This window comes from Streptomyces sp. NPDC047706, assembly GCF_043204795.1.
Lineage (GTDB): Bacteria > Actinomycetota > Actinomycetes > Streptomycetales > Streptomycetaceae > Streptomyces.
Window position 1 is genome coordinate 107,409 of the sequence record NZ_JBIDCW010000011.1, and the last position, 20,661, is coordinate 128,069.

Consider the following 20,661-nt stretch of genomic DNA (forward strand, 5'->3'; position numbering starts at 1 on the left):
AACCTTCGATAGGATCGTGCCATGCGGCATGTGGAACGGGTCGTGGTGCTGGCCCTGGACGGCGTCTACCCCTTCGAACTGGGCATCCCCAGCCGGATCTTCGGCGCGGCCGAAGGCCGGTACGAGGTCCGCACGTGCAGCGCGGACGGCGGGCCGGTGCGGACCGACGCCGACTTCTCGATCACCGTCGAGCACGGACCCGAGGCACTCGCCACGGCCGACACCGTGGTGATCGCCCCCGTCGCACCGGAGTTCCTCACCGACGCCGTCCCGGACGAGGTGCGGGCCGCGCTCGCCCGGATCCGGCCCGGCACCCGCATCGTCTCGATCTGCACCGGCGCCTTCGTGCTCGCGGCCGCGGGCCTGCTCGACGGCCGCAGGGCGACCACACACTGGCACCTCGCCGACCGGTTCCGGCGGTTGTTCCCCCAGGTCGAACTCGACCCGGACGTCCTCTTCGTCGACGACGACCCGATCCTGACCTCCGCCGGCGCCGCCTCCGGCGTCGACGTCTGCCTGCACCTGGTGCGCAAGGACCACGGCAGCCGGCTCGCCAACTTCGTCGCGCGATGCTGTGTCGTGCCGCCGTTCCGGGACGGCGGGCAGGCCCAGTACATCGAGCAGCCGGTGCCCGACGCCGGTGCCGCGAGCACGGCCGCGACCCGCGCCTGGGCCCTGGAGCGCCTCGGGGAACCGCTCGCCCTGTCCGACCTCGCCGGCCACGCCCGGATGAGCCTGCGCACCTTCGCCCGCCGCTTCCACGACGAGGTGGGCGTCAGCCCCGGCCGCTGGCTGATCCAGCAGCGCGTCGCGCGCGCCCGGCATCTCCTGGAGTCCAGCGACCTCCCCGTCGACAACATCGCCGGGGAGGTCGGCTTCGCCACGGGCGCGTCCCTGCGCCAGCACCTGCACGCCGCGATCGGCGTCTCGCCGCAGGCGTACCGCCGCACGTTCCAGGCGTCGCGCTGACCGGACGTCTCGGGGCTCCGGGCGAGGCGGGCCCGGGCGCGAGGGGACTGCCTGAATCGGGCGGGCCGGGATATCCGCAAGGACAGGGCGGCGGGACAGCCGCGTCCCGTGCCCCTGACCCCTTCGGAGGAGACATGTCTGTGGTGACCGCGGGCGTGATGGTGCTCGACTGCGCCGAGCCCGAGAAACTCGCCGTGTTCTACAGGGAGCTGATGGACGCCGAGGAGACCGACGCGACGGCCAACCGTGTGGAGATCCGCAGCCCGGGCGGCACCCGCCTGGCCTTCCGGCGCGACGTCAACGCCACGCCGCCGAGCTGGCCGCGCCCCGAGAACTCCCTGCAGGCACACCTGGAGTTCGTCGTGACGGACCTGGACGAGGCCGAGCGCCGGATCGTTTCGCTGGGCGGGCGCCCCGTGGACACGAAGGACTCCGCCGGGCCGTGCGAGGAACGCTGCTACTCCGACCCGGCGGGCCATTCCTTCACCCTGCGCCGGTCTCTGCCGACGGCGCCCAAGCAGGGCTGAACGGGAACCGCGTCAGTCCCGGCCGCCCTTCTTCGCCGCCGGCCACACACCGGTGGAGCGCTCGATGGCCTTGGCGCCCCCGCGGTCCACGGCGCTGCGTACGGCGGCGAAGATGGCGCCCTGGATCGCGGCGGCCAGTACGATCTCGCCCCAGCCGCGGTCCGGGTCCAGCGCGTCCGGCGCGTCCTCCTCGTGCCGGATCGCCATCCACGTCTTGCGGAAGGCGAGCCCGGCCAGCCAGCCGCCGGCCCACCCCAGCACCCATCCGACGGGCTGGTACGCGGCGGGGAGCTTCTGCTTCTTCGTCTTCTTGGCCACCTGGGTCTCCTTGGTTCGTTCGTGAGATACGGGCTGTATGCCGGTACGGGCTGTATGCCGGTACGGGCCGTATGCCGGACGGACAGGGACTGCCGACGCCGTACGCACCGGGCGGGCGCCGGCGCAACGGCGTCCGCCCGGTTCAGGGCCTGCCGGCCGCGGGGACCTCCTCGCCCGGGCGCACCGGCCCCGGCGGGGTGCCGTCCCCGAACGGGCGCCCGCCGAGTTCCTCCCGGTGATGCTGCGTCAGCCAGCCCGCGAGATCCGGGCCGAGCGGGACGATCCCGGTCGGATTGATGCCGGTGTGCACCTGGTAGTAGTGCCGCTTGATGTGGTCGAAGTCGACGGTGTCGCCGAAGCCCGGTGTCTGGAACAGGTCGCGGGCGTACGCCCAGAGCACCGGGTTCTCCGTCAGCTTCCACCGGTTGCACTTGAAGTGGCCGTGATAGACCGCGTCGAAACGGACCAGCGTGGTGAACAGCCGGATGTCCGCCTCGGTGATCGTGTCGCCGACCAGATAGCGCTGCCGGGCCAGCCTCGGGGTCAGCAGCTCCAGCCGCCGGAAGACACCCGAACAGGCGGCCTCGTACTCACCCTGCTCGGTGGCGAAACCGGCCCGGTAGACCCCGTTGTTGACGTCCTCGTAGACATCCGCCATCACCTCGTCGATCTCGTCGCGCCGCTCCTGCGGGTACAGGTCCGGCGCGTCCTTGCGGTGGTGGGCGGTCCACTCGGTGGCGAAGTCGAGCGTGATGCGCTGGTAGTCGTTGGTGACGAGCTGCCCGGTGGGTACGTCGACGACCGCCGGCACGCTGACGCCGCCCGGGTAGCCGGTCTCCCGCCTGTCGTACGCCTCGCTGAGGAACCGGATGCCGAGGACGGGGTCACGTCCGTCCGCATCGAGGGTGAAGCGCCAGCTGCGGTCGTCCTGGACCGGATCGGTGACGGCCATCGACACGGCCCCCTCCAGACCGAGCAGCCGGCGTGAGATCACCGCCCGGCTCGCCCACGGACAGGCACGGCTGACGACCAGACGGTAACGCTCCGCCGAGACCGGCCAGCCGTCCCGCCCGTCCGCTGTGATCCGGTCGGCGAAATGGCTCTTCGACCGCTTGAACGGTTTCCGGCCGAACGCGCTGTTGCCGTCGCCGCTCCCGTCACCCTGGCCGCTCATGACCTCTCTCCTCCCTGCCGTGGGCGTGCTGTCGACCCGGGTTCCCCCGTTTCCGCCCACGGCACGGTGTGATCCGCTCCGACGGGGGCAATCGGCGGAGGTGAATAGGACATCCACACAGGCAGCCAAGGACGGAGACGAGGAGCGGGCACAGGCCCGGGGGAGGACGGCGGACACCGGTTCCGCATCCACGACCGACCCGCGGACCGACCGCGCGGCCGACCGGAAGACCCGCATCACCGTGCTGGTCGCCCTCGCGGCCAACCTCGTGATCGCGGTCGCCAAGGCGATCGGCGGGGTGCTCGCCGGCTCGCCCGCCCTGCTGTCGGAGGCCGCGCACTCCGTCGCCGACAGCCTGAACGAGGTCTTCCTGCTGGCCGCCCTGCGTCGCAGCCGCCGCCCCGCCGACCGGCGGCACCCCTTCGGCTACGGCAAGGAACGGTTCTTCTGGTCGCTGCTCGCGGCCGTCGGGATCTTCGTCATGGGCGGGTGCTTCTCCTTCTTCCAGGGCTTCGAGGCACTCGCGAGCGGCGGCGGGGAGTCCTTCGGCGGCTATGTGGCCGGCATGATCGTCCTCGGCGTCGCCCTCCTCGCCGAAGGCGCCTCCCTGCTCCGCGCCCTGCACCAACTGCGCGGGCAGGGCTTCGCCGACGGTCTGCGCGACCCGGCGCTGCGCACCGTCGTCGCCGAGGACGGCACCGCGGTGCTCGGCGTGACGCTCGCCCTGACCGGCATGGCGCTGCACATGGCCACCGGCGAGGTGGTGTGGGAGGCCTCCGCCTCGCTCGCCATCGGCGCGCTGCTGGTGTACGTCGCCTTCCGGCTCGGCAAGGAAGCCCGCACCCAGCTGATCGGCGAGGCGGCGGACCCGGAGTCGAGCGGCAGGATCTGTTCGCTGCTGCGGGCCCAGCCCGAGATCGACAGTGTGGAGGCGCTGTTCACGATGAAGACCGGCATCGACTCGGTGCTGGTGGCGGCCCGCGTCGACCTGGTCCCCGGCCTGGACAGCGAACGGGTCGAGGAGGTCGCCGTACGCATCAAGCGGTCGATCGCGTCGACGGTCCCGGAGGCCGGCCAGATCTTCCTCGACGTGACCGACCGGCCCGCCCAGGAGGCACGCGAAAGCCCCGCCGCGACGGGGGAGCGCGGCGGGGCCTGAGGTGCGGGTGCCCGGCACCTTCACCTTCATGCACGCCGGTCCCGGAAAACGCGCCCGGAAGAACCCCTGGGCCGGAAGGATCGCCGGCCCCGGCGAGGTCTGTGGCCCGGAAGACCCCCAGGGCCCGGCACGAGCGCCCGCCGTCGCGGGATCCCGCTCGCCGGATCCGCCCGCGAAGCCGCCGCTCAGTCCCCGTCGGCCGGTTCCAGCACGAACACCGGGATGACCCGGTCGGTCTTCCGCTGGTAGTCGGCGTACGGCGGGTACGCGGCCACGGCACGCTCCCACCACCGCTCCTTCTCGGACCCGGTGACCTCACGGGCCGTCATGTCCCGCTTCACCGGCCCGTCCTGGAGCTCCACCCGCGGATGCGCCTTGACGTTGTGGTACCAGACCGGATGCCTGGGCGCCCCGCCCAGCGAGGCCACGACGGCATAGCGCCCCTCGTGCTCGACCCGCATCACGGGCGTCTTGCGGATCCTGCCGCTCTGCGCGCCCAGGGTCGTCAGCACGACGACGGGCAACCCGGTGTCCAGCAGGGTCGTCCCCTTCGTCCCGCCGGAGCTCTCGTACAACTCCACCTGCTCCCGCACCCACTGCTCGGGGCTGGGCTCGTACTCGCCCTCAAGAGGCATGGAAACCGTCCCATCGTCACGTACCGAAGCGGTCAGAACCGTCTCCCCACACTGACAAACAAGGGATTCATCCACCCCTGCGACACTCCCGGCTCCCGGCCCCCGTCATGACCTCGCGGGTAATCGCGCCGGTCCCGCGCCCACGGCAGAGTCGGGAGCGAGCCCACCGGCCGCCGGCGAAGGAGAGCACACCCCATGACCGTCACCCCGGGCGGGAGCGCCACGACCACCCGCGCAGTGATCGACGAACTGCTGCGCAGGATCGGCCAGGGCGACCCGGAGCACATCGCCGCGCTGTACGCCGCGCACGCCGACTGGAAGCTGAGCTGGCCGGACGACGAGCACGGCCGCGCCGCCACGCCGTGGATCACACAGCGCGGAGCGAAGGACGCCGCCGCCCACTACCGGCGGCTGGCCGCCCACCATGTCCCCGGCGCCGCGGACACCAGGATCGAACGCGTACTGGTGGACGGCGCCGACGCCGTCGTGCTCGGCGAGATCCGTCAGACGGCCCTCGCCACGGGACGCGCCTACCGCGCGCGGTTCGCGCTGCACCTCACGGTGGAGGACAGCCTGATCGTCCGTCATCACGTGTACGAGGACAGCCTGTCGGTGGCCCGGGCCTTCGGCGCGAGCTGAGGCCGCCGGGCAGGGCCGGTCGCAGCCGCCGCGGCCGCGCCGGGTCCGCGACGACCTCGGCGCCCGCCCGTGCCGCCCTTCACCCGGGGGACCGCCGCACAGAAGGCGCGGCCGCCGAGGGCGCCCGGAACGCCCGCGACCCGCAGAAGGTCGCGCTCGCCTGCTCCGAGGACTCGGTCCGGCGCAACCGCGGCACCTTCGTCACCGGCCGCGCCGGGATCGTCGAGTGCGGCCCGCGGCCGAGGGCGGGTCGCCGTTCCCGGTTGAGTAGGGTTCCCGGATGACCGAACCGGACGAGAAGCCTTTTCTCCACGTCGTCGTCTGCGCCGCCGCGGTCGCCGCGGACGTGGGCGAGCTGATCGCGGCCGCGCAGCGACGGGGCTGGGAGGTGGGAGTCATCGCGACGCCGGTCGCGATGGGCGGCTTCTTCGACGTCGCCGCCGTCGAGGCGCAGACCCGCCGTCCGGTCCGCTCCGCCTGGCGCACGCCGGGTGATGCGCGCCCCTTCCCGCCGCCGGACGCCGTGGTGGTGGCGCCGGCCACCTTCAACACCGTCAACAAGTGGGCGGCCGGGCTGGGCGACACCCTCGCCGTCGCCACCCTCTGCGAGGCGTACGGCCTGGGCGTGCCCGTCGTGGCCCTGCCCTGCGTCGCCGACGCGCTGGCCGCCCATCCCGCCTACAACGACAGTCTGATACGGCTGCGCGGGATGGGCGTCCGCTTCGGTGACCTCCCCTCCGGCGAGGAAGGCCGCCGCGCGTTCGGCTGGGAGCGCGCGCTGGACCTGCTCGATCGTTAGGGCCCCACGTCTCCCGCGGCCGGCGTGGCCGTCGCGCGGTGCTCAGGTCGCGATGTCCTGGAACGCGGTGGCCAGCGTTCTGAGGTCCAGGCCGGCCAGATGGTCGAGCAAGTGGCGGCGGACGGCGGCAAGATGGGCCTGCCAGGCCGATTCGAGCCGGGCGAGCCCGGCGTCGGTGAGGGCGGCGTGCCGGCCGCGGCCGTCCTCGCCGCACCGCACCCGCCGGACGCACCCCTCGCTCTCCAGCCGGTGCACCACCCGGGTCGCGCCGCTGAGGGAGATGCCGCAGACGCCGGCGAGGTCGCCCATGCGCAGCCGGCGGTCCGGCGCCTCGGAGAGGTGCATCAGCGTCAGGTACTCCGTGAGGGTCAGCCGCCGCTCTCGGACCATGTCGCCGTCGACGGCGCGCGGCAACGCGTGGACGAGATGCGGCAGGGCCCGGACGACGGCCTCCTCCTGCGCGGTGAGCGGCCGCGCCGGCACGGCGGCTGGTGCCGGTTCCGGCGCCGCGGAGGACATCGCCCCACCCCTCGCGGCCGGAGACGCGGGCCGGCCGGACCCCTCGAAAGCAGTTACTTGACGAAGCAATAATACCATCCTAAGTTGCTTGTCGAAGCAAATATATCCCGGACCGGGCCGGGAGTGCCTTGATGGAGGGCTTTGGAATGATCAGGATCGGAATCATCCTCGGCGGCACCCGTCCCGGGCGCAACGGCGAAGCCGTGGCCAAGATGGCCGACGTGCGTTCACAGGTGGCGCTGTCGCTGTTCAACGACTTCGAGGACTTCAGCGAGTTCAGGCCCGGCGACTTCCAGGTGGAGGCGCTGAACACCATGCTGGACCAGGTGCCGGCCTGGAGCCAGGCCCTCGCCCCGCTGCGCGCCGCGTGACGCGGCCGCAGTACCCCGCCGCCTGAGGGTCGTCCCGCGACGGGCATGCCCCGCCTCGTGCGGGACGGGCACCCGGCGCATCCCCCACGGAGCGGCGCCACCGCGGTGTGCACCGGGGTGCCGCCCACCGCTGTCCGGAACCCCGGTCAGGTCCTTCGCCGAGCAAGTAATATGAAGCCATGTCACGAGCACGGCAGCCTGAACCCGCTGAGCGGGGGCTGCGACCTCTCACCCCGGACGAGGAGGCCGTCGTACGGTCACTCAGCCGCGTCGTCTACTCCCTGCCACGCGCCATCGACGCCGACATGATCAGGGAGCAGCGGCTCTCCCTCACCGAGTACCTGACCCTGGTGAACCTCTCCGAGGCCCCCGGCCGTCAGTTGCGCATGGGCGACCTCGCCGAGGTCGGCGAGATGTCGCTCAGCGGCATGACGCGGCTCGCGGGCCGCCTGGAGAGCCAGGGGCTCATCCGGCGGGTCAGGTCGGAGCAGGACGCCCGCGGCTGGAACGCCATCCTCACCGACGCGGGCCTCGCGCGGCTGGAGGAGGCCTACCCGACCAACCTGGCCTCGGTGCGTCGCCACTTCCTTGACCACTTGGCGGACCTGGACCTCGGCAAGCTCGCGGTGGCGATGCGCAGCATCGCCACCTGACCGGAGCGGGAGGCTGCCCGCCGCCCGGATCCTGGTCGCCGGCCGGCGGTGACCACGCTCCCGTCGGAGTGCGCGCGAAGACGTACGCTCGCCCCGGAGCCCCCTTCCGACGGCAGGAGCACCCCGCACCCCGTCTCGGGGCACTGAGGCTCAGTGCGGGCCCGGCGGTGCGAACTCCGTGCCGCACGGGCCCGCGCCCTCGCTCTCGGGCAGCGGCACCCGGTCGCCGTTCATCGTCAGGGTCCGGTAGTGGCCGCCGATGCGTTCGGTGGAGCGGCCCACGTAGTGGCCGATGAACGAGCGGCGGAAACGGTCGGCGGCGCGGTTCGGCCCGGAGCCGTGCACCAGGCTGCCGTTGAAGAACAGCACGTCACCCGGCCGCATGTCGACCGGCACGGGCGTGAGCCCGGGCGGCGGCGGCACGTACTCCCGCGCGAACGACACCGCCTCGTCCGCCTCCTCCGGGCAGAAGATGTCCATGAGGTGGGTGCCCGGCACGACCTCCAGCCCGCCGTTCTCCCGGTCGATCACGTCGCAGGCCACCCACGCCGCCACGCATGTGCCGGGCTCGACCCGCAGATAGAAGTTGTCCTGGTGCAGCGCCTGCCCCCGGGCGCCCGGCGGCTTGAAGTAGAACATGCTCTGCGCGGCCAGCGCTTCCTCGCCGAGCAGCACCTCCAGCACCGCGCGCAGCCGCGCGTCCAGCAGGAACCGCAGTGCCAGGCCGTTGATCTCGTGCGGATGCATGACCCTCGGGTAGGCGGCGAGCGGGTCGTCGCCGTCCCGCGGCTGGAAGTGGCCCGGCACCGGACCGCCCGCGTGCAGCGCCGTGAACTGCGCGCACAGGCCGTCGATCTCGTCGGGCCCGAACAGCCCGCGCAGCACCGTGAAGCCGTCCTCCTGGAACCGTGCGAGCCCCTCCTGGGTCAGGATGGGACGGCCGGCGGCGCCGATGTCCGTGGCTGTCATGCGTCCACTCCTCGGTGAAGGTGTCCCCGGTACACCACGCCAGGCCGGAACGTGGGCGGAACGGATCCCCTGCCCGCGGACGACTTGCCCGAGGCTGCCGCGCCCGGTGCGTCGTCCCCGCCGCCCGGCCTGGTGGTGATCGGCCACTTCGACCAGTCTCCGGGCCGCACCGCCGATCGGCCAGGCGACGCGGGTTGCGTCCGTCCGAACCGGACTGCCCGTGGAAGCATTTGCGGCGGGTACCATGCCGCGCGCCGGTGACGCGCGGCTGGGCCACTTGGGTGACACCGGGCGGTGCTCCGGCCTGGCGGCGCACACCCCGGTCGAGTGGGAGGGCGTCCCGGGGCAGGCGACCGGCCACGAGAAGTGCCCCGGCTGGCCGGCATCCCGGCTCCCGCTGTGGCCGGCGCCCTGGCGCTCCCGTGTCCGACACCGCCGGTTGCCGCGACAGCGCCGCCACCGCCGCGAGCAGCGCCGGCGGCACGGTGAGCAGCCCGTGCCGGGTGAACTCCCGTACGTCGACTGCGGTGCCCGTGCCGCTGCACGATGCGCCGCCACAGCAGGGTCGCCAGAGTCCCCGCGTATGTCAGGTTCGGGCCGGTGTTCACGCCGAGCAGCACCGCCGGCACCGCCCCGGCCCCGGACGGGGCGGCCGGCGGCACCAGGATGAGAACCGCCTCCGGCAGCCGGAGCGGGCGAAGTACGGCCCACCCCAGCACGGCGGCGAGCAGGACGCTGAGGGCAGGAGTCCGGTGAGACCGGCCCTTTGGTACCGGCCCGCTCCGGCGGGCGGCACCAGGTGCCCCGCAGCGGTGTGACGGCGAGCCGTTCCCGCGCCGCCACGGGGATGCGCAATGTGACCCACTTCTCCCGCATCCTGAGCACCCCCTGTTCGTCCGGTACCGTCTCTTGACCCCTCTGAACTGGCCGTATTTACGAGTAAGTACCTGGGCGGTACCGTGAACGCATGCCAGCCCTCAACGTGGAGTTCAGTGATCGCGAGCTGGAGGACCTGCGGCGGATCGCCAAGGAGCGCGGTACGTCGATGAAGGCCCTCGTGCGTGAGGCGGCGGCAGCCGACATAGCCCGGCACCGGGCACTGCAGGAAGGCGCCGAGGCCTTCCGCCGGTTCTTCGCCACCCACGCGGACGAGTTCGCGGCAGCCTTCCCCGACGACGAGCCGCCCGCGGCCGGCGAGGGACGGGTCGCCTGACCGATGGCACCTGTCCTGCACGTCGACGTGCCGTGGCTGCTCCAGCGGCACGAGGAGGTCCTGCCGGAGCAGCCGGCGATCAACGACTTCTCCGCCCTCGTCGCCGCCGTCGCCCGGCACCGTGTGGATCCGCCCCGCCTCGGTGTGAACTCCGATCCCGCCTGGCGGGCCGCGGCCCTGCTGCACACCCTCGCCCTGCTGAGGCCCCTGCCGTCGGCCAACGCCCGCTTCGCCTGTGCGACCGCCGTCGCCTACATGTTCGTCAGCGGCGTCGGCATCGACCCGCCCCACGGCGCCCTCGTGGACCTCACCCGGGACCTGACCGACGGCAGGACGGACGTGTACGGGGCGGCGGACCGGCTGCGTTCCTGGCAGATCTGACACGCGCCCGGCTCACGGCACCCACCTGCACGGCCCCCGGTTTCCGGAACCGGCCGTCCCTCCCGTCCCGGGGCCGCCTGCCGGGGTGGGAGGAACAGGGCCGGCGGCCGCCTCGCGCTGGAGTGCCGCCGTCCTGCGCGGGGCCCGGTGGGAGAGGCCGGCTTCCATTGGACTCGGTGACCGTGCCCCGTGGGAGCGTGCGTACGGGAGGCTCCGCGTGCAGGAGTTTCACACGGGGCGCTCGAAATGGCTAATGGCGAGCCAGGTTCAAGAGATGCCACCGAATTTAACTTTCTGTCAGTGGTGCGGATGTTGCCCAACCGCCTTGTTGGTCGAGAGCGAGCTGTGCAAAGGTGAACCCTCCGGCGGGGGGTAATGGCCGGGCGCACGCGCACAATTCACGCCCCTCGCGTCCGGTGAAAAGGTACGCACCAACTGGGCCTCCCTTTTTGACGGACAGAACTCCTGTGTCACCTTGCGTGGGAAGGAATCCGCTCAGTGCCCACCCCCCACCCGCCTCGTCCGCCTCACCCGCCGGCCGGCGGTGATCCGGCCGAATCCGACGCCGCCCTCGCCGCCCGGCTGACCGGCGTACCGGACGTCGAAGTCGCCCACTCCACGGCGCTGCTGATCGCCCGCCACTGGCAGTCGGCGCACGACTACGCGGTGATCTGCCTCGCCTCCTCGGCGAGCATCGCGTCCATGGTCACCTCGGCCGCCTGCCACCAGGTCTTCGACCGCCTCACCCTGGGGGAGCCGGGAGAGGCGCTGCGGCCGCGACTGCTGGTGACCGTGCGCGACATCGTCCGGATGTGGTCGTCGGAGGAGCGAATAGCGGGCGCGCTGCCGGAGTTGCAGAAACCGGCCGGGGGACGTGGTATGCGGGCCGCGAAGTCCATGACGCCGGAAAACCGCAAGCTGGCCGAACGCGCATTCCAGGGCCTTCCCGGAGCGGCCCGCACTCTGCTGTGGCACTCCGAGGTCGAGGCGGAGCCGATCACCTTCCCCGCCGTTCTGCTCGGCATGGATACCGACACCGCGTCGGCCATCCTCGAACAGGCCCGGGACAAATTCCGTGAGGGCTGTGTACGGGCCCATCAGGAACTCGCGCCGTCCCAGGACTGCCGCTACTACAACCGCCTGCTCGATGTCCCGATCCGCCGTGGCGGCGCCCTGCTGCCGGATGTCCAGCAGCATCTCGTGGAGTGCCGGCACTGCCGTGACGCCGCCGAGCAGCTCAGCCATTTCGAAGGCGGGCTGGGCGTCCTGCTCGCCGAGGCCGTGCTCGGCTGGGGCAGCCGCCGATATTTCGACTCCCGGCCCGGCCGCGGCCAGCACCTTCCGCGTACCCGTGCCGCGGCCCGCCGGGCCCGCGCCCGCCGCGGGGAACGGCGCGGCATCCTGGCCCACTTCCCGGACATGAGCGGGCGTTCGTCCCGGGCGCTGCGCACCGGCGCGGGCATCGCCTCCGCGGCCCTGCTCGGCACCCTCCTGGCCACCACCCTGTCGTCCTACGACGGTGAGACCGACCCCACGGCCTCCGCCGGCGCCACCGAAGGCACCGGATCCGCTCCCGGCACCGGCACCCAGGCCCAGCCCACGGCCCCCGGCACCGCCCAGCTCCCGAACGCGCCCCGGCAGACCCGGCTGCGCAACGCGGCCAGCGAGCTCTGCCTCGACATCCGCGGCGAGGCCGAGGAGGCCGCCGGGGCAGTACTGGAGGCGTGCTCGTCGGAGCCGACCCAGCAATGGACGTACGAGGCGGACGGGCAGTTGCGCAGTGTGGCCGACCCCGCCGTGTGCCTGGACTCGCACGCGGACGCCGGTGTCGTCATCCTCGGCGCGTGCGCCGCGGAGCAGGACGAGCGGGCCGACGACGTGCGCTACGACCTCACCGTGCGGGGCGAGCTGCTGCCCCGCTGGGACGAGCAGCTCGCGCTCTCCGTCACCACCGGGGACCCGGGCGCCGACATCGTGGTCAAGGTGCGTGACGGTTCCGAGGACCAGCGGTGGCTGACCGACCCGCAGCCGGCCGGTGCGGGCTCGCTGTCGGTCGCGGAGACGGCCGACCCGTCGGCGCGGCAGGCAGGGCTGGGGAGCGGGTCCTAGGCCCGTCCGGCGGCAACGCGGGCGGGGGGCGCGGCCCGGCGCCCCCGGCGCTCGGTGCCGGCGCCGGGGGCGTCCTGCGAGCGGCGGTCAGGTGGGCCCCTCCACGAGGTCGGCCGGGCCGACGGTCGCGGGGGTGGCGTGTCCTGACAGGGCGAGTGTCAGGTCGAGTTCGGCGAGCAGACAGCGGATCACGTGCTCCACGCCCGCCTGGCCGTCGAGGGCCAGACCGTAGACGTACGGTCGTCCGACCAGCACTGCCCGGGCGCCGAGCGCCAGGGCCTTGAAGACGTCGTCCCCGGTGCGCACCCCGCTGTCGAACAGCACCGTCAGCCGGTCGCCGGCCGCCGCCACCACGCCGGGCAGCGCGTCGGCCGCCGCCACGGAACCGGCCACCTGGCGGCCGCCGTGGTTGGACACCACCACACCGTCCATCCCGGCGTCCGCGGCCTGGCGGGCGTCGTCCGGGTGCAGAACACCCTTGAGGACGATGGGGCCGTCCCAGTTCTCCCGCAGGAACGTCAGGTCCGGCCACGTCTTGGCGGGGTCGGCGAACATGCCGACGAAGTGCATCACCGCCGCGTTGGGGTCCTCGTGCACGGGCTTGGCGAGCCCCGCCCGGAACGCCGGGTCGGAGAAGTAGTTGGCGGTGCCTACACCGTGCAGGAACGGCAGATACGCCTGGTCCAGGTCGCGCGGCCGCCAGGCGAGCAGCGGGGTGTCCAGCGTGACGACCAGGACGCCGAAGCCGGCCGCCTTCGCCCGGTTCAGGAAACTCCTGGTCACCTCGCGGTCCTTGGCCCAGTACAGCTGGAACCACCGCTCGGCGTCTCCCATCGCCTCCGCGACCTGCTCGATGGGCGTGCTGGACGCCGAGGAGAGCACGTACGGCACGCCCTGGGCGGCTGCCGCCCGTGCGGCGGCGCACTCCGCGTCCGGATGCATGATCGACAGCACCCCGACCGGCGCCAGGGCCACCGGCGCGGGCAGCGTGCGGCCCAGCAATCCGACCGACAGATCCCGCTCGTGCACGTCCCGCAGCATCCGCGGCACGATCCGGCGCCGCGCGAGCGCCGCCCGGTTGGCGCGGGCGGTGCTGCCGTCCCCGGCGCTGCCCGCGACATAGCCGACGGGTCCGGGACCGAGCCGCCGCTCGGTGAGTTCCTCGAGACGGGTCAGGTCGGCCGGCAGCCGGGGCACGGCTCCCGTCATTCCGTTCAGATAGATCTCGTACTGGAAGTCGGCCCAGTGTTTCGCCATCGCCAGGTCCCCGCCCTCTCGCCGTCGAGCCGCGTCGTCTGGACGATACTGGCGAGTAGGCGCAGGTCCGTCCAGCGGTACGCCTCACTCCCCGGCGACCGACCGGCCCAGAACCGCGGCGAGTTCGCGCGGCCGGGAGAACATCGGCCAGTGCCCGGTGTCCATCCGCACCAGCTCCCACCGCTCACCGGCGAGCAGGTCCCGCGCCGCACCCATCGGCTCCTCCCCGTCGAGCAGGCACTTGACGTACGTCGCCGGCAGGTCGCCCGGTGAGCGGGACAGAACCGCCGGTTCGGTGAGCGTCGCACCGGGGTGCGGGGTCGACTCCCGCATGATCCGGGCGATCTGGTCGTCCGTCAGGTCCTGGCCCGCGTAGTCCTCGGCGGTGAAGGGAGGCCAGAAGCCGCCGTTCTTCTCGATCGCCGCGCGCACATGGTCGCTCGGCCACGCCGACAGGAACGACTCCCCGTCGACGGGGACGGCGGCGTCCACGAAGACCATCCGGGCCAGCCGGTCGCCGATCCGCCCGGCGGCCTGTCCGACCGGGATCCCGGCGTAGCTGTGCCCGACGAGCACGACGTCCCGCAGGTCCAGGCGCTCGACCTCGTCGACGATGTCCCGCACATGCGTCTGCTGCACGGCCGGTACGTCCTTCCGCTCCGCGAGGCCGGACAGGGTCAGCGGACGCACCCCGTGCCCGGCCCCGTCCAGCTCCGCCGCCACCTCGTCCCACGCCCACGCGCCCAGCCACGCACCTGCCACAAGCACGAATTCGGTCATGGCGGCAACGTAGCGCGCCGGGCCGGTGATCGGGCAGGGCGGCTGAGCCGTGCGCGCCGGGGCAGGACGATGCCCACGCCGGTAGCCAGGTCGGCCCCGGCGGCCCCACGGCTGTCCGGGGTTGCCGGCGGGCATGCCGGTTCCTCCGACTTCACGCCGGGCCTGGACGGTTCCGGCGCCGCCGTCGGTCACTCGCCTTCGCGGGTGGTGTCCTGCGTGGGCTCGGCGTCGGGTCCCTGCGCGCGTACGCGCTGGACGTGTTCGAGGGAGTCGCGCAGTTCCGTCAGCCAGTCGTCGGTGTGGCGCTGGACCAGGCGTACGCACCAGGCGAGCGCGTCGCTGCGGCTGCGGGCGACGCCGCCGGCGATCAGGGTGTCCAGGACCTGGCGTTCCGGTTGCCGCAACCTGGTCATGACCGGCGCCGCCACGTGTGTGAACAGCGCCCGCTGTCCACCGCACTCCACACCCCAGGACACCTTCCGGCGGAACCGGTGCTCGGCCTCGCGGGCCACCGCGATCCGATCCTCCCGCGTGCGTTCCCGGAACTCGTCGATCCGGCTCCGCGCGGCCGCTTCCCGCTCGCCCGCCGAGGCGTCCTCGGCCAGCCGCGGGGTGGGGATGCGGCCGATCACGGTGATCTCCTCGCGGTCGGCCGTGACCTCGGTCAGTTCCTCGAAGAGGTCGTCCGGCAGCCGGCCTGCGAACCAGCCGCGTAGCTGCTGTTGCTGCTCTGCCGTAATCATGTAATGACGATTACTCGACGCGCTCATGAACACAAGGGGTCAAAACGGACTACGCCCCGAACGGATCCGGAATGTTTCAGGCCGATTAACAAACCGCAGAGATCCAGCCATTGGGTCACGCGGGGTGATCAAGAACGGCGACTTCCGGGGGGTGGAACCTTCGAACTCCGTGACTTCACGCCACTGCTTCAATACGCAAGGTTACCGAAACGCATGGGGTCGACGTGTATTTCGGCGGCGGACTCGGCAGACTCGCGGTCGCCGGTCGGGCATCAACCAACCGCCCACTCCGGCACGACACGCAATCAAGCGGAAGGATGCACACAATGCGGAACCCCGCGCGCTGGGCAGCGACCCTCGGCCTCACGGCCGCCGCCGTCTGCGGACCCCTGACCGGAGCCGCGCACGCCAGCCCCGCCGCCGAACCGGCCTCGCTCTACGCCCCGTCCGCCCTGGTGCTCACCACGGGCCACGGAGAGAGCTCGGCCACCGTCACCCCGGAGCGTGCGGTGACGCTGAGCTGCGCCCCGAAGGCGTCCGGGACGCACCCGAACACCGTCGCGGCCTGCGCCGAACTGCGCGGAGCCGACGGGAACTTCGACGCCCTGGAGACCAGGACCGGAGTCTGGTGCACCCGCGAGTACGACCCCGTGGTCGTCCGCGTGGACGGCGTCTGGCGGGGCCAGTACGTCTCCTATGAGCGCACCTTCGCCAACGAGTGCGTGAAGAACTCGTACGGGACGAGCGTCTTCGCGTTCTGAGGGACCGGGATCGCCGGGCCCCCGTGAATGCCGCGAACGACCCGCAGTTGGGGAGTGCGGGCCGTCGTCGCGGGGGCCCTGGGGTCTCGCCCCAGGGGTCGGACGGGCGGAGTGGGGCCGCCCGCCGACCCCTGGGATCATTCGTCCGGCTGCCGGGCGCGGTCCCGGTGGCTGGTATCGCACCACGGATAGCGACGGCTGCGCCGGCAGGTGCACAGAGCCACCCGGAAGCGGTCGGAGGAGACGGTCGTACCGTCTTCGAGCTCCACCTCCACGGGCCCCTCCACCAGCAGCGGCCCGCGGCGCTGGACGGCGATCCGGCGCGGGGTGTCAGACGGGGAGTTCGGCACGGACGACCACCAGCTCTTCCTTGTCCTCGGTGGCGGACAGCAGCCCCCGCTCGCGCAGCCACCCTTGTCTCTCCCGCAGCACGGGGCCGAAGGCGATCCGGCGACGGCGGGTCATGCTCGCCTTCAGGCCGGCGGCGCGCAGCAGGGTCAGGGTCCGCTCGGGTCCGCTGAGGGCCGAGTGGACGATCAGCAGGACCCCGCCCGGGCGCAGCAGGGCGGGTGCCTCCCGGCAGATCCGGTCCAGGACCAGCCGCCCGTCGTGGCCCGCGTCCCATGCCCGGGCCGTGCCGCGCGGCTCGGGATTTCCGTCCGGGGCGGGCACATACGGCGGGTTGGCCAGAATGACGTCGAACGTCTGGTCCCGCACCGGTTCGAACAAATTCCCGCGCAGGATGCGGACCCGCAGTCCGGACAGCCGGGCGTTGATCCGGGCGGCCCAGACCGCGCGCCGTGAGACGTCGACGGCCGTGACCCGCAGGCCGCGCCGCGCCGCCGTGAGCGCCAGCGCCCCGCTGCCGGTGCCCACGTCGAGCAGCTCCGCTCCCGGTGGCAGCGGTTCCTCGGACAGGGCCTCGGCCAGCAGGTCTGTGTCTTCCTGAGGCGTGTAGACGCCGGGTGGCACCAGTGGATTCACGTCGACCAGGTACCCCGGCAATCAAGAAATATGGGAGATTTCGGATTGGTGCGCGGTCTCGCCTCCGAGGGGCACACGCAGTGACGACCTGCCGGCCCGCCAGTCGGTGAGCAGCCGCTTCGCGAGGCGGTCCTCGGCATACCCGGTCGCGTCGATCCCGAAGGCGACATCCTGGGCCAGGTGGGGCTCCGCGGCCAGCAGACCACCGATGACGTCATGCCGTACCACCTGCTCGTGCACGGCGTCGGCCTCCACGTGCTCGTCGTAGAAGTGCTCGGCGGCCGCGCCGGCCCCGGTCCGCCGCATGGCGTCGGCGAGCCGCCTGGAACCCGGCGACGAGGTGATCTCCACGGCGGCGAAGTGGCCCACCAGGGCGCCCCTGAACGACCTGTGCAGACCGAACAGGGACATGAGGTTCACCGTGGCGAGCAGTTCGGCGCAGGCCGCGTCGAGATAGTGCCCGTAGGCCGTGTCCAGGCCCAGGTCCGTCATCAGGTTCGCGTACAGCAGGGCGTGGACGCGGTCCGGGCGGCCGCCGCCGAACTCGTCGAACGCCACGGCCGCCATTCCCGCCTTCGCCCTGCCCCACAGCCGGGGCAGCACCCAGGCGTGCGGGTCCGCCTCCTTGAGGTGGTAGAGCGAACGCTGGGCCGCGTACTCGCGCACCTGCCACAGCTCACCCCTGTCGCGCAGGAAGTGGGTGACTCCGGTGCCGTCGACCGGTTCGACGAGGATCTCCGCGAGAGCGTCGTCGACGCTGTCGTGGACCGGCGTGCCGGCGCGCAGGGCGGACAGGAAGCGGTCCTCCAGCGCGGCACGGGCGCCCAGCAGGCCCGGGTCCCACTCGAGGTCCTCCGCCGCGCCCGCGAAGCCGCGGTAGTGGAGCTCGTAGCAGAGGTAGAGGGCGAGCTGGAGGTCGTCGCCGTACGGGGCCGCGCCCGCGGTCTCCTCTGTGCCGGGCAGCGGGCCCGCGCCCCGGAGGTACTCGATGACCGAGGCGGACAGGGGGCCGCGTGCGGACGGCAGCCGTGGTTCGTGGTGGTCGTGCGTCATGCGGGCCCGAGTACCCCAGGTGGCGCCGGGTCTCCCATCCGAGTGGCACCCGGCGGCAGGGGTACGCCTGTGCGTCGTCCCTCTCGGGTCCGGCGCGGCGATGTCCGTACCGGGGACCTGTCCGCCGCGGGCCGGACGCCTCCTTCGTCCGGCTGCCCGGGCGCGTCGCCCCGTCCGTCCCGGGGCGCAGGCCCGTGCGCCCAGCGCGGGCCGGCGTCACCGTCGGGGCGGACGGGTGTTCGCCCCGCGAGTCCGGTCCGTGTCCGGCGGGCCGGACGCCCATGGGTTCCGCTCCACCCGGCGGTGTGTCCCGGGTGGGGCGGGGCCGGCGCGTCGTCACCGATCCGACGGGCCCCCGGGCGTCTCACCCGGCCCGCCCCTCGGTCCCCCTGCGACTCCTGCCGGGCCCGTGCGTCGGATGTGAGCGCCTCGCCGGCCTCCCCGCCCTGCCGGCGTTCGGCGCGTCCTTCCTCGGTCCGGCGCTCGGCGTCGCGGATCTCGCGCAGGACCTCCTCGGCGGCTCTCTCTCCGGGCTCCTCGGGGTGCTAGGGCACGGTGGTCCCTGTCCGCAGCATCCTCCGAAGCGTCAGCACGAGGCGGACGCGATCCGCAGCGGTACCGGGTCCGGCGGCGGTGTCCCCTCGCTGACCCGGCAGGCCTCCGCCCACCAGGCCGGGCCCTCCTCGATGTGCCGCAGCAGCACGCCGTCGCGGATCGCCCACGGGCACACGGTGACCCTCTTCAGTCCGGTCACCTTCATGGCCGTGTGCCCGATCACCGCTCCGGCCAGGCTCTGCGCGGCGCGGGGCGCCGAGATGCCCGGCAGCAGTGCCCGTTCGGTTGCGGGCAGCGCGGCCAGCCGGGTGGTCGCCGCTTTCAGGTCGGCGCGTCTCAACTGCCGTTCGACGAAGGGCCCTTCCCGCCCGGGCAGGGCACCGCACAGCCGGCCCAGCTGCTGGAAGGTCCGTGAGGTGACGACCGCCGACCGCGGTCCCTCCCAGCGGATCCGCGCACCGACGTCCCGCAGCTGGTGCCGCACCTTGCGGCGCAACGCCTTCACCTGGTCCGGCGACGGCGGGTCCTGCGTCGCGAAGAACTCATGGGTCAGCCGTCCCGCGCCCAGCGGCAGCGAGGCCACGAAGTCGGGCAGCCGCCCCCGGCCGAAAGCGACTTCGAGCGACCCGCCGCCGATGTCCAGCAGCGCCAGCGGCCCCGACCGCCACCCCATCCAGCGCCGCGCGGCGAGGAACGTCAGCTCCGCCTCCACCTCGCCGGGCAGCGTGCACACCTCCACCCCGGTCCGGGCCCGGACGGTGCGCAGCACCTCGAGCCTGTTCGAGGCGCTGCGCACGATCGTGGTGGCGAAGGCCAGCGGGCCCGCCGCACCCCACCGCGCCGATGTGCGGCCTGCCTCGAAGACCGCCTCCACCAGCCGTTCCACGGCCTCGTCCGGGATCGCCTCCCCCGTCCTGACGTGCTCCGACAGCCGCAGCCGCCACTTGGCGGTGTGAACCGGCAGCGGGACCCCGTCCTGCGCGTCCACCACCACCAGCCGGACCGTTCTCGACCCCACGTCCACCACGCTGATTCGCATGGAGGGGCGGGTACCCGGCCGCGACCCGCTCCAACTGCCCCCGCCACCCGTGCGCCGCCCGAAGTGCACCAGTACGCCGGGGCAGCCCGGCCCTCGGCGCGGCTCCGGGCCGCCTGTACGGAAGCCCGCCCCGTACATTCCTTGACAGACATATAACTGCAGAGGCATATTCAACCCATGCCCGACGCCTCGATCTGGACGGCGCTCGCCGATCCGCACCGGCGGGCCATCGTCGCGCTGCTCCTGGAGCGGCCGCGGCCCGTCGGGGAGATCGTGGAGGCGTGCGGACTGAGTCAGCCGAGCACCTCCAAGCACCTGAAGGTGCTGAGGGAGACGGGCCTGGTGCGGGTACGGCAGGACGCGCAGCGCCGCGTCTACGCCCTCGACCCCGCCCCGATCGCCGAACTCGACGCCTGGCTGACCCCGTACCGCGCGCTGTGGAACCGCAGCCTGGATGCCCTGGGCCGACGGCTCGACGCGACGCCGGACGCCACCGCGCAACCCCCACCGAAGGACTGATCCGCCATGCCCGCCGACCTCACCGGCACCTACCTGACCCTGGACGACGGCCGCCCCGCGGTCCGCTTCAGCCGCACCTACGACCACCCCGTCGACCGCGTCTGGCACTTCGTCACCGACCCGGACGAACTCGCCGAGTGGTTCCCGTCCCGAGCCGAGATCGAGCTGCGCCCCGGCGGCCGGATCACCTTCAGCGGCGACCCCCACATGGAGGACTCCACCGGTGAGGTGATCGCCGTCGACCCGCCCCGGCACCTGTCCTTCGAGTGGGGTGGCGACGAGGTCCACTTCGACCTGGAGGCCTTGGAGGACAAGCGCACCCGCTTCACCCTCACCAACGTCCTCGTCGCCGCCGACACCGCCGCCCGCAACGGCGCCGGGTGGGAGGTGTGCCTGTCCGCGCTCGACGCCAAGGCGCGCGGCGAGCGTTTCGAGGGCCCGCACGCCGGTGCCGCGGCACCCTGGCGGGAGATCTACCAGGGGTACGTCGAGGCGGGCGTCCCCTCCGGCGCACCCGTCCCCGGCATGGACTGAA

26 protein-coding genes and 1 pseudogene are annotated in these 20,661 nt (G+C 72.9%); 14 read left to right on the top strand and 13 right to left on the bottom strand.

Translation table 11 applies throughout. The features are described 5' to 3' along the window. The first annotated feature begins 21 nt into the window (after positions 1–21). Positions 22–969 carry a GlxA family transcriptional regulator gene (locus tag ACGF8A_RS15595; protein WP_393108291.1) on the top strand — a complete coding sequence of 316 codons (948 nt, stop codon included), beginning with the start codon at positions 22–24 and terminating at the stop codon, positions 967–969. 134 nt (positions 970–1,103) lie between these two features. Next, on the top strand, positions 1,104–1,496 hold the full coding sequence (locus tag ACGF8A_RS15600) for a VOC family protein (RefSeq protein WP_393108293.1): 393 nt from the start codon (positions 1,104–1,106) through the stop codon (positions 1,494–1,496). 12 nt (positions 1,497–1,508) lie between these two features. Here ACGF8A_RS15600 and ACGF8A_RS15605 read toward each other — a convergent pair whose 3' ends face one another. Together ACGF8A_RS15605 and ACGF8A_RS15610 are read right to left on the bottom strand one after the other, a co-directional pair. Continuing rightward, positions 1,509–1,814: a DUF4235 domain-containing protein gene (locus tag ACGF8A_RS15605; RefSeq protein WP_393108295.1), complete on the bottom strand. Its 306-nt coding sequence runs from the start codon at positions 1,812–1,814 to the stop codon at positions 1,509–1,511. Between the two features lie 142 nt (positions 1,815–1,956). Continuing rightward, the gene (locus ACGF8A_RS15610; protein WP_393108297.1) at positions 1,957–2,988 is read right to left on the bottom strand and encodes a glutathione S-transferase family protein; all 1,032 of its coding nucleotides are present in this window, start codon (positions 2,986–2,988) and stop codon (positions 1,957–1,959) included. Between the two features lie 235 nt (positions 2,989–3,223). Between ACGF8A_RS15610 and ACGF8A_RS15615 the strand changes: the two genes are divergently transcribed. Beyond that, the gene (locus ACGF8A_RS15615) at positions 3,224–4,147 is read left to right on the top strand and encodes a cation diffusion facilitator family transporter (RefSeq protein ID WP_393108518.1); all 924 of its coding nucleotides are present in this window, start codon (positions 3,224–3,226) and stop codon (positions 4,145–4,147) included. A gap of 185 nt (positions 4,148–4,332) precedes the next feature. Here the strand turns inward: ACGF8A_RS15615 and ACGF8A_RS15620 are convergent, their stop codons facing one another. Continuing rightward, the gene (locus ACGF8A_RS15620; protein ID WP_393108299.1) at positions 4,333–4,782 is read right to left on the bottom strand and encodes a nitroreductase family deazaflavin-dependent oxidoreductase; all 450 of its coding nucleotides are present in this window, start codon (positions 4,780–4,782) and stop codon (positions 4,333–4,335) included. Positions 4,783–4,977: 195 nt separating this feature from the next. Between ACGF8A_RS15620 and ACGF8A_RS15625 the strand changes: the two genes are divergently transcribed. Genes ACGF8A_RS15625 through ACGF8A_RS15635 form a run of 3 tightly spaced genes read left to right on the top strand, consistent with a single transcriptional unit; the run spans position 4,978 to position 6,220 of the window. Beyond that, positions 4,978–5,421, top strand: a complete 444-nt coding sequence (locus ACGF8A_RS15625) for a nuclear transport factor 2 family protein (protein ID WP_393108300.1) — start codon at positions 4,978–4,980, stop codon at positions 5,419–5,421. Beyond that, entirely contained in the window at positions 5,418–5,705 is a 288-nt protein-coding gene (locus ACGF8A_RS15630) for a DUF1348 family protein (RefSeq protein WP_393108520.1), read from the top strand. Before ACGF8A_RS15625 ends, ACGF8A_RS15630 begins: the two co-directional genes overlap by 4 nt. Further along, positions 5,702–6,220, top strand: coding sequence for a flavoprotein (locus tag ACGF8A_RS15635; protein WP_393108302.1), 519 nt, complete (start codon positions 5,702–5,704; stop codon positions 6,218–6,220). Before ACGF8A_RS15630 ends, ACGF8A_RS15635 begins: the two co-directional genes overlap by 4 nt. 42 nt (positions 6,221–6,262) lie before the next feature. On the opposite strand, the gene ACGF8A_RS15640 is transcribed toward ACGF8A_RS15635, so the two are convergent. After that, positions 6,263–6,739, bottom strand: coding sequence for a MarR family winged helix-turn-helix transcriptional regulator (locus ACGF8A_RS15640; protein WP_393108304.1), 477 nt, complete (start codon positions 6,737–6,739; stop codon positions 6,263–6,265). Between the two features lie 146 nt (positions 6,740–6,885). Here ACGF8A_RS15640 and ACGF8A_RS15645 point away from each other — a divergent pair, with 146 nt between their 5' ends. Together ACGF8A_RS15645 and ACGF8A_RS15650 are read left to right on the top strand one after the other, a co-directional pair. Further along, positions 6,886–7,110, top strand: coding sequence for a hypothetical protein (locus tag ACGF8A_RS15645; RefSeq protein WP_393108306.1), 225 nt, complete (start codon positions 6,886–6,888; stop codon positions 7,108–7,110). A 179-nt stretch (positions 7,111–7,289) separates the two neighbouring features. Beyond that, positions 7,290–7,763, top strand: coding sequence for a MarR family winged helix-turn-helix transcriptional regulator (locus ACGF8A_RS15650; protein ID WP_393108308.1), 474 nt, complete (start codon positions 7,290–7,292; stop codon positions 7,761–7,763). Positions 7,764–7,913: 150 nt separating this feature from the next. Here ACGF8A_RS15650 and ACGF8A_RS15655 read toward each other — a convergent pair whose 3' ends face one another. Beyond that, positions 7,914–8,732, bottom strand: a complete 819-nt coding sequence (locus ACGF8A_RS15655; protein WP_393108310.1) for a phytanoyl-CoA dioxygenase family protein — start codon at positions 8,730–8,732, stop codon at positions 7,914–7,916. A gap of 448 nt (positions 8,733–9,180) precedes the next feature. Next, positions 9,181–9,460: pseudogene (locus tag ACGF8A_RS15660) on the bottom strand (arsenic transporter); the annotation flags it as partial. A gap of 239 nt (positions 9,461–9,699) precedes the next feature. Between ACGF8A_RS15660 and ACGF8A_RS15665 the strand changes: the two are divergent. From ACGF8A_RS15665 to ACGF8A_RS15675, 3 genes are all read left to right on the top strand, one after another. Next, entirely contained in the window at positions 9,700–9,945 is a 246-nt protein-coding gene (locus ACGF8A_RS15665) for a hypothetical protein (protein WP_393108312.1), read from the top strand. Positions 9,946–9,948: 3 nt separating this feature from the next. Continuing rightward, positions 9,949–10,326 (top strand): toxin Doc, encoded by a 378-nt coding sequence (locus ACGF8A_RS15670; protein ID WP_393108314.1) that lies wholly within the window; start codon positions 9,949–9,951, stop codon positions 10,324–10,326. A gap of 498 nt (positions 10,327–10,824) precedes the next feature. Then, positions 10,825–12,435, top strand: a complete 1,611-nt coding sequence (locus ACGF8A_RS15675) for an RICIN domain-containing protein (protein ID WP_393108316.1) — start codon at positions 10,825–10,827, stop codon at positions 12,433–12,435. 87 nt (positions 12,436–12,522) lie between these two features. Here the strand turns inward: ACGF8A_RS15675 and ACGF8A_RS15680 are convergent, their stop codons facing one another. The 3 genes from ACGF8A_RS15680 to ACGF8A_RS15690 form a co-directional block, all read right to left on the bottom strand. After that, entirely contained in the window at positions 12,523–13,692 is a 1,170-nt protein-coding gene (locus ACGF8A_RS15680) for a lactate 2-monooxygenase (RefSeq protein ID WP_393108318.1), read from the bottom strand. An 84-nt stretch (positions 13,693–13,776) separates the two neighbouring features. After that, positions 13,777–14,472 carry an alpha/beta fold hydrolase gene (locus tag ACGF8A_RS15685; protein ID WP_393108320.1) on the bottom strand — a complete coding sequence of 232 codons (696 nt, stop codon included), beginning with the start codon at positions 14,470–14,472 and terminating at the stop codon, positions 13,777–13,779. Positions 14,473–14,660: 188 nt separating this feature from the next. Then, complete coding sequence (locus tag ACGF8A_RS15690) at positions 14,661–15,215, bottom strand: hypothetical protein (protein WP_393108322.1); 555 nt, start codon at positions 15,213–15,215, stop codon at positions 14,661–14,663. Between the two features lie 326 nt (positions 15,216–15,541). Between ACGF8A_RS15690 and ACGF8A_RS15695 the strand changes: the two genes are divergently transcribed. Then, complete coding sequence (locus ACGF8A_RS15695; protein ID WP_393108323.1) at positions 15,542–15,976, top strand: protease inhibitor; 435 nt, start codon at positions 15,542–15,544, stop codon at positions 15,974–15,976. 137 nt (positions 15,977–16,113) lie between these two features. Here ACGF8A_RS15695 and ACGF8A_RS15700 read toward each other — a convergent pair whose 3' ends face one another. The 4 genes from ACGF8A_RS15700 to ACGF8A_RS15715 form a co-directional block, all read right to left on the bottom strand. Next, the gene (locus tag ACGF8A_RS15700) at positions 16,114–16,326 is read right to left on the bottom strand and encodes a CDGSH iron-sulfur domain-containing protein (protein WP_393108325.1); all 213 of its coding nucleotides are present in this window, start codon (positions 16,324–16,326) and stop codon (positions 16,114–16,116) included. After that, the gene (locus ACGF8A_RS15705) at positions 16,307–16,960 is read right to left on the bottom strand and encodes a HemK2/MTQ2 family protein methyltransferase (protein WP_393108327.1); all 654 of its coding nucleotides are present in this window, start codon (positions 16,958–16,960) and stop codon (positions 16,307–16,309) included. The genes ACGF8A_RS15700 and ACGF8A_RS15705 overlap by 20 nt, the downstream gene beginning before the upstream one ends. 21 nt (positions 16,961–16,981) lie before the next feature. Continuing rightward, positions 16,982–18,013, bottom strand: coding sequence for an iron-containing redox enzyme family protein (locus tag ACGF8A_RS15710; protein WP_393108329.1), 1,032 nt, complete (start codon positions 18,011–18,013; stop codon positions 16,982–16,984). Between the two features lie 586 nt (positions 18,014–18,599). Next, complete coding sequence (locus tag ACGF8A_RS15715) at positions 18,600–19,607, bottom strand: Ppx/GppA family phosphatase (RefSeq protein ID WP_393108331.1); 1,008 nt, start codon at positions 19,605–19,607, stop codon at positions 18,600–18,602. A gap of 177 nt (positions 19,608–19,784) precedes the next feature. Here ACGF8A_RS15715 and ACGF8A_RS15720 point away from each other — a divergent pair, with 177 nt between their 5' ends. Both ACGF8A_RS15720 and ACGF8A_RS15725 read left to right on the top strand, forming a co-directional pair. Further along, positions 19,785–20,126 (top strand): ArsR/SmtB family transcription factor, encoded by a 342-nt coding sequence (locus ACGF8A_RS15720; RefSeq protein ID WP_393108333.1) that lies wholly within the window; start codon positions 19,785–19,787, stop codon positions 20,124–20,126. Positions 20,127–20,132: 6 nt separating this feature from the next. After that, positions 20,133–20,660, top strand: a complete 528-nt coding sequence (locus ACGF8A_RS15725) for an SRPBCC family protein (RefSeq protein WP_393108335.1) — start codon at positions 20,133–20,135, stop codon at positions 20,658–20,660. Position 20,661: the final 1 nt, after the last annotated feature.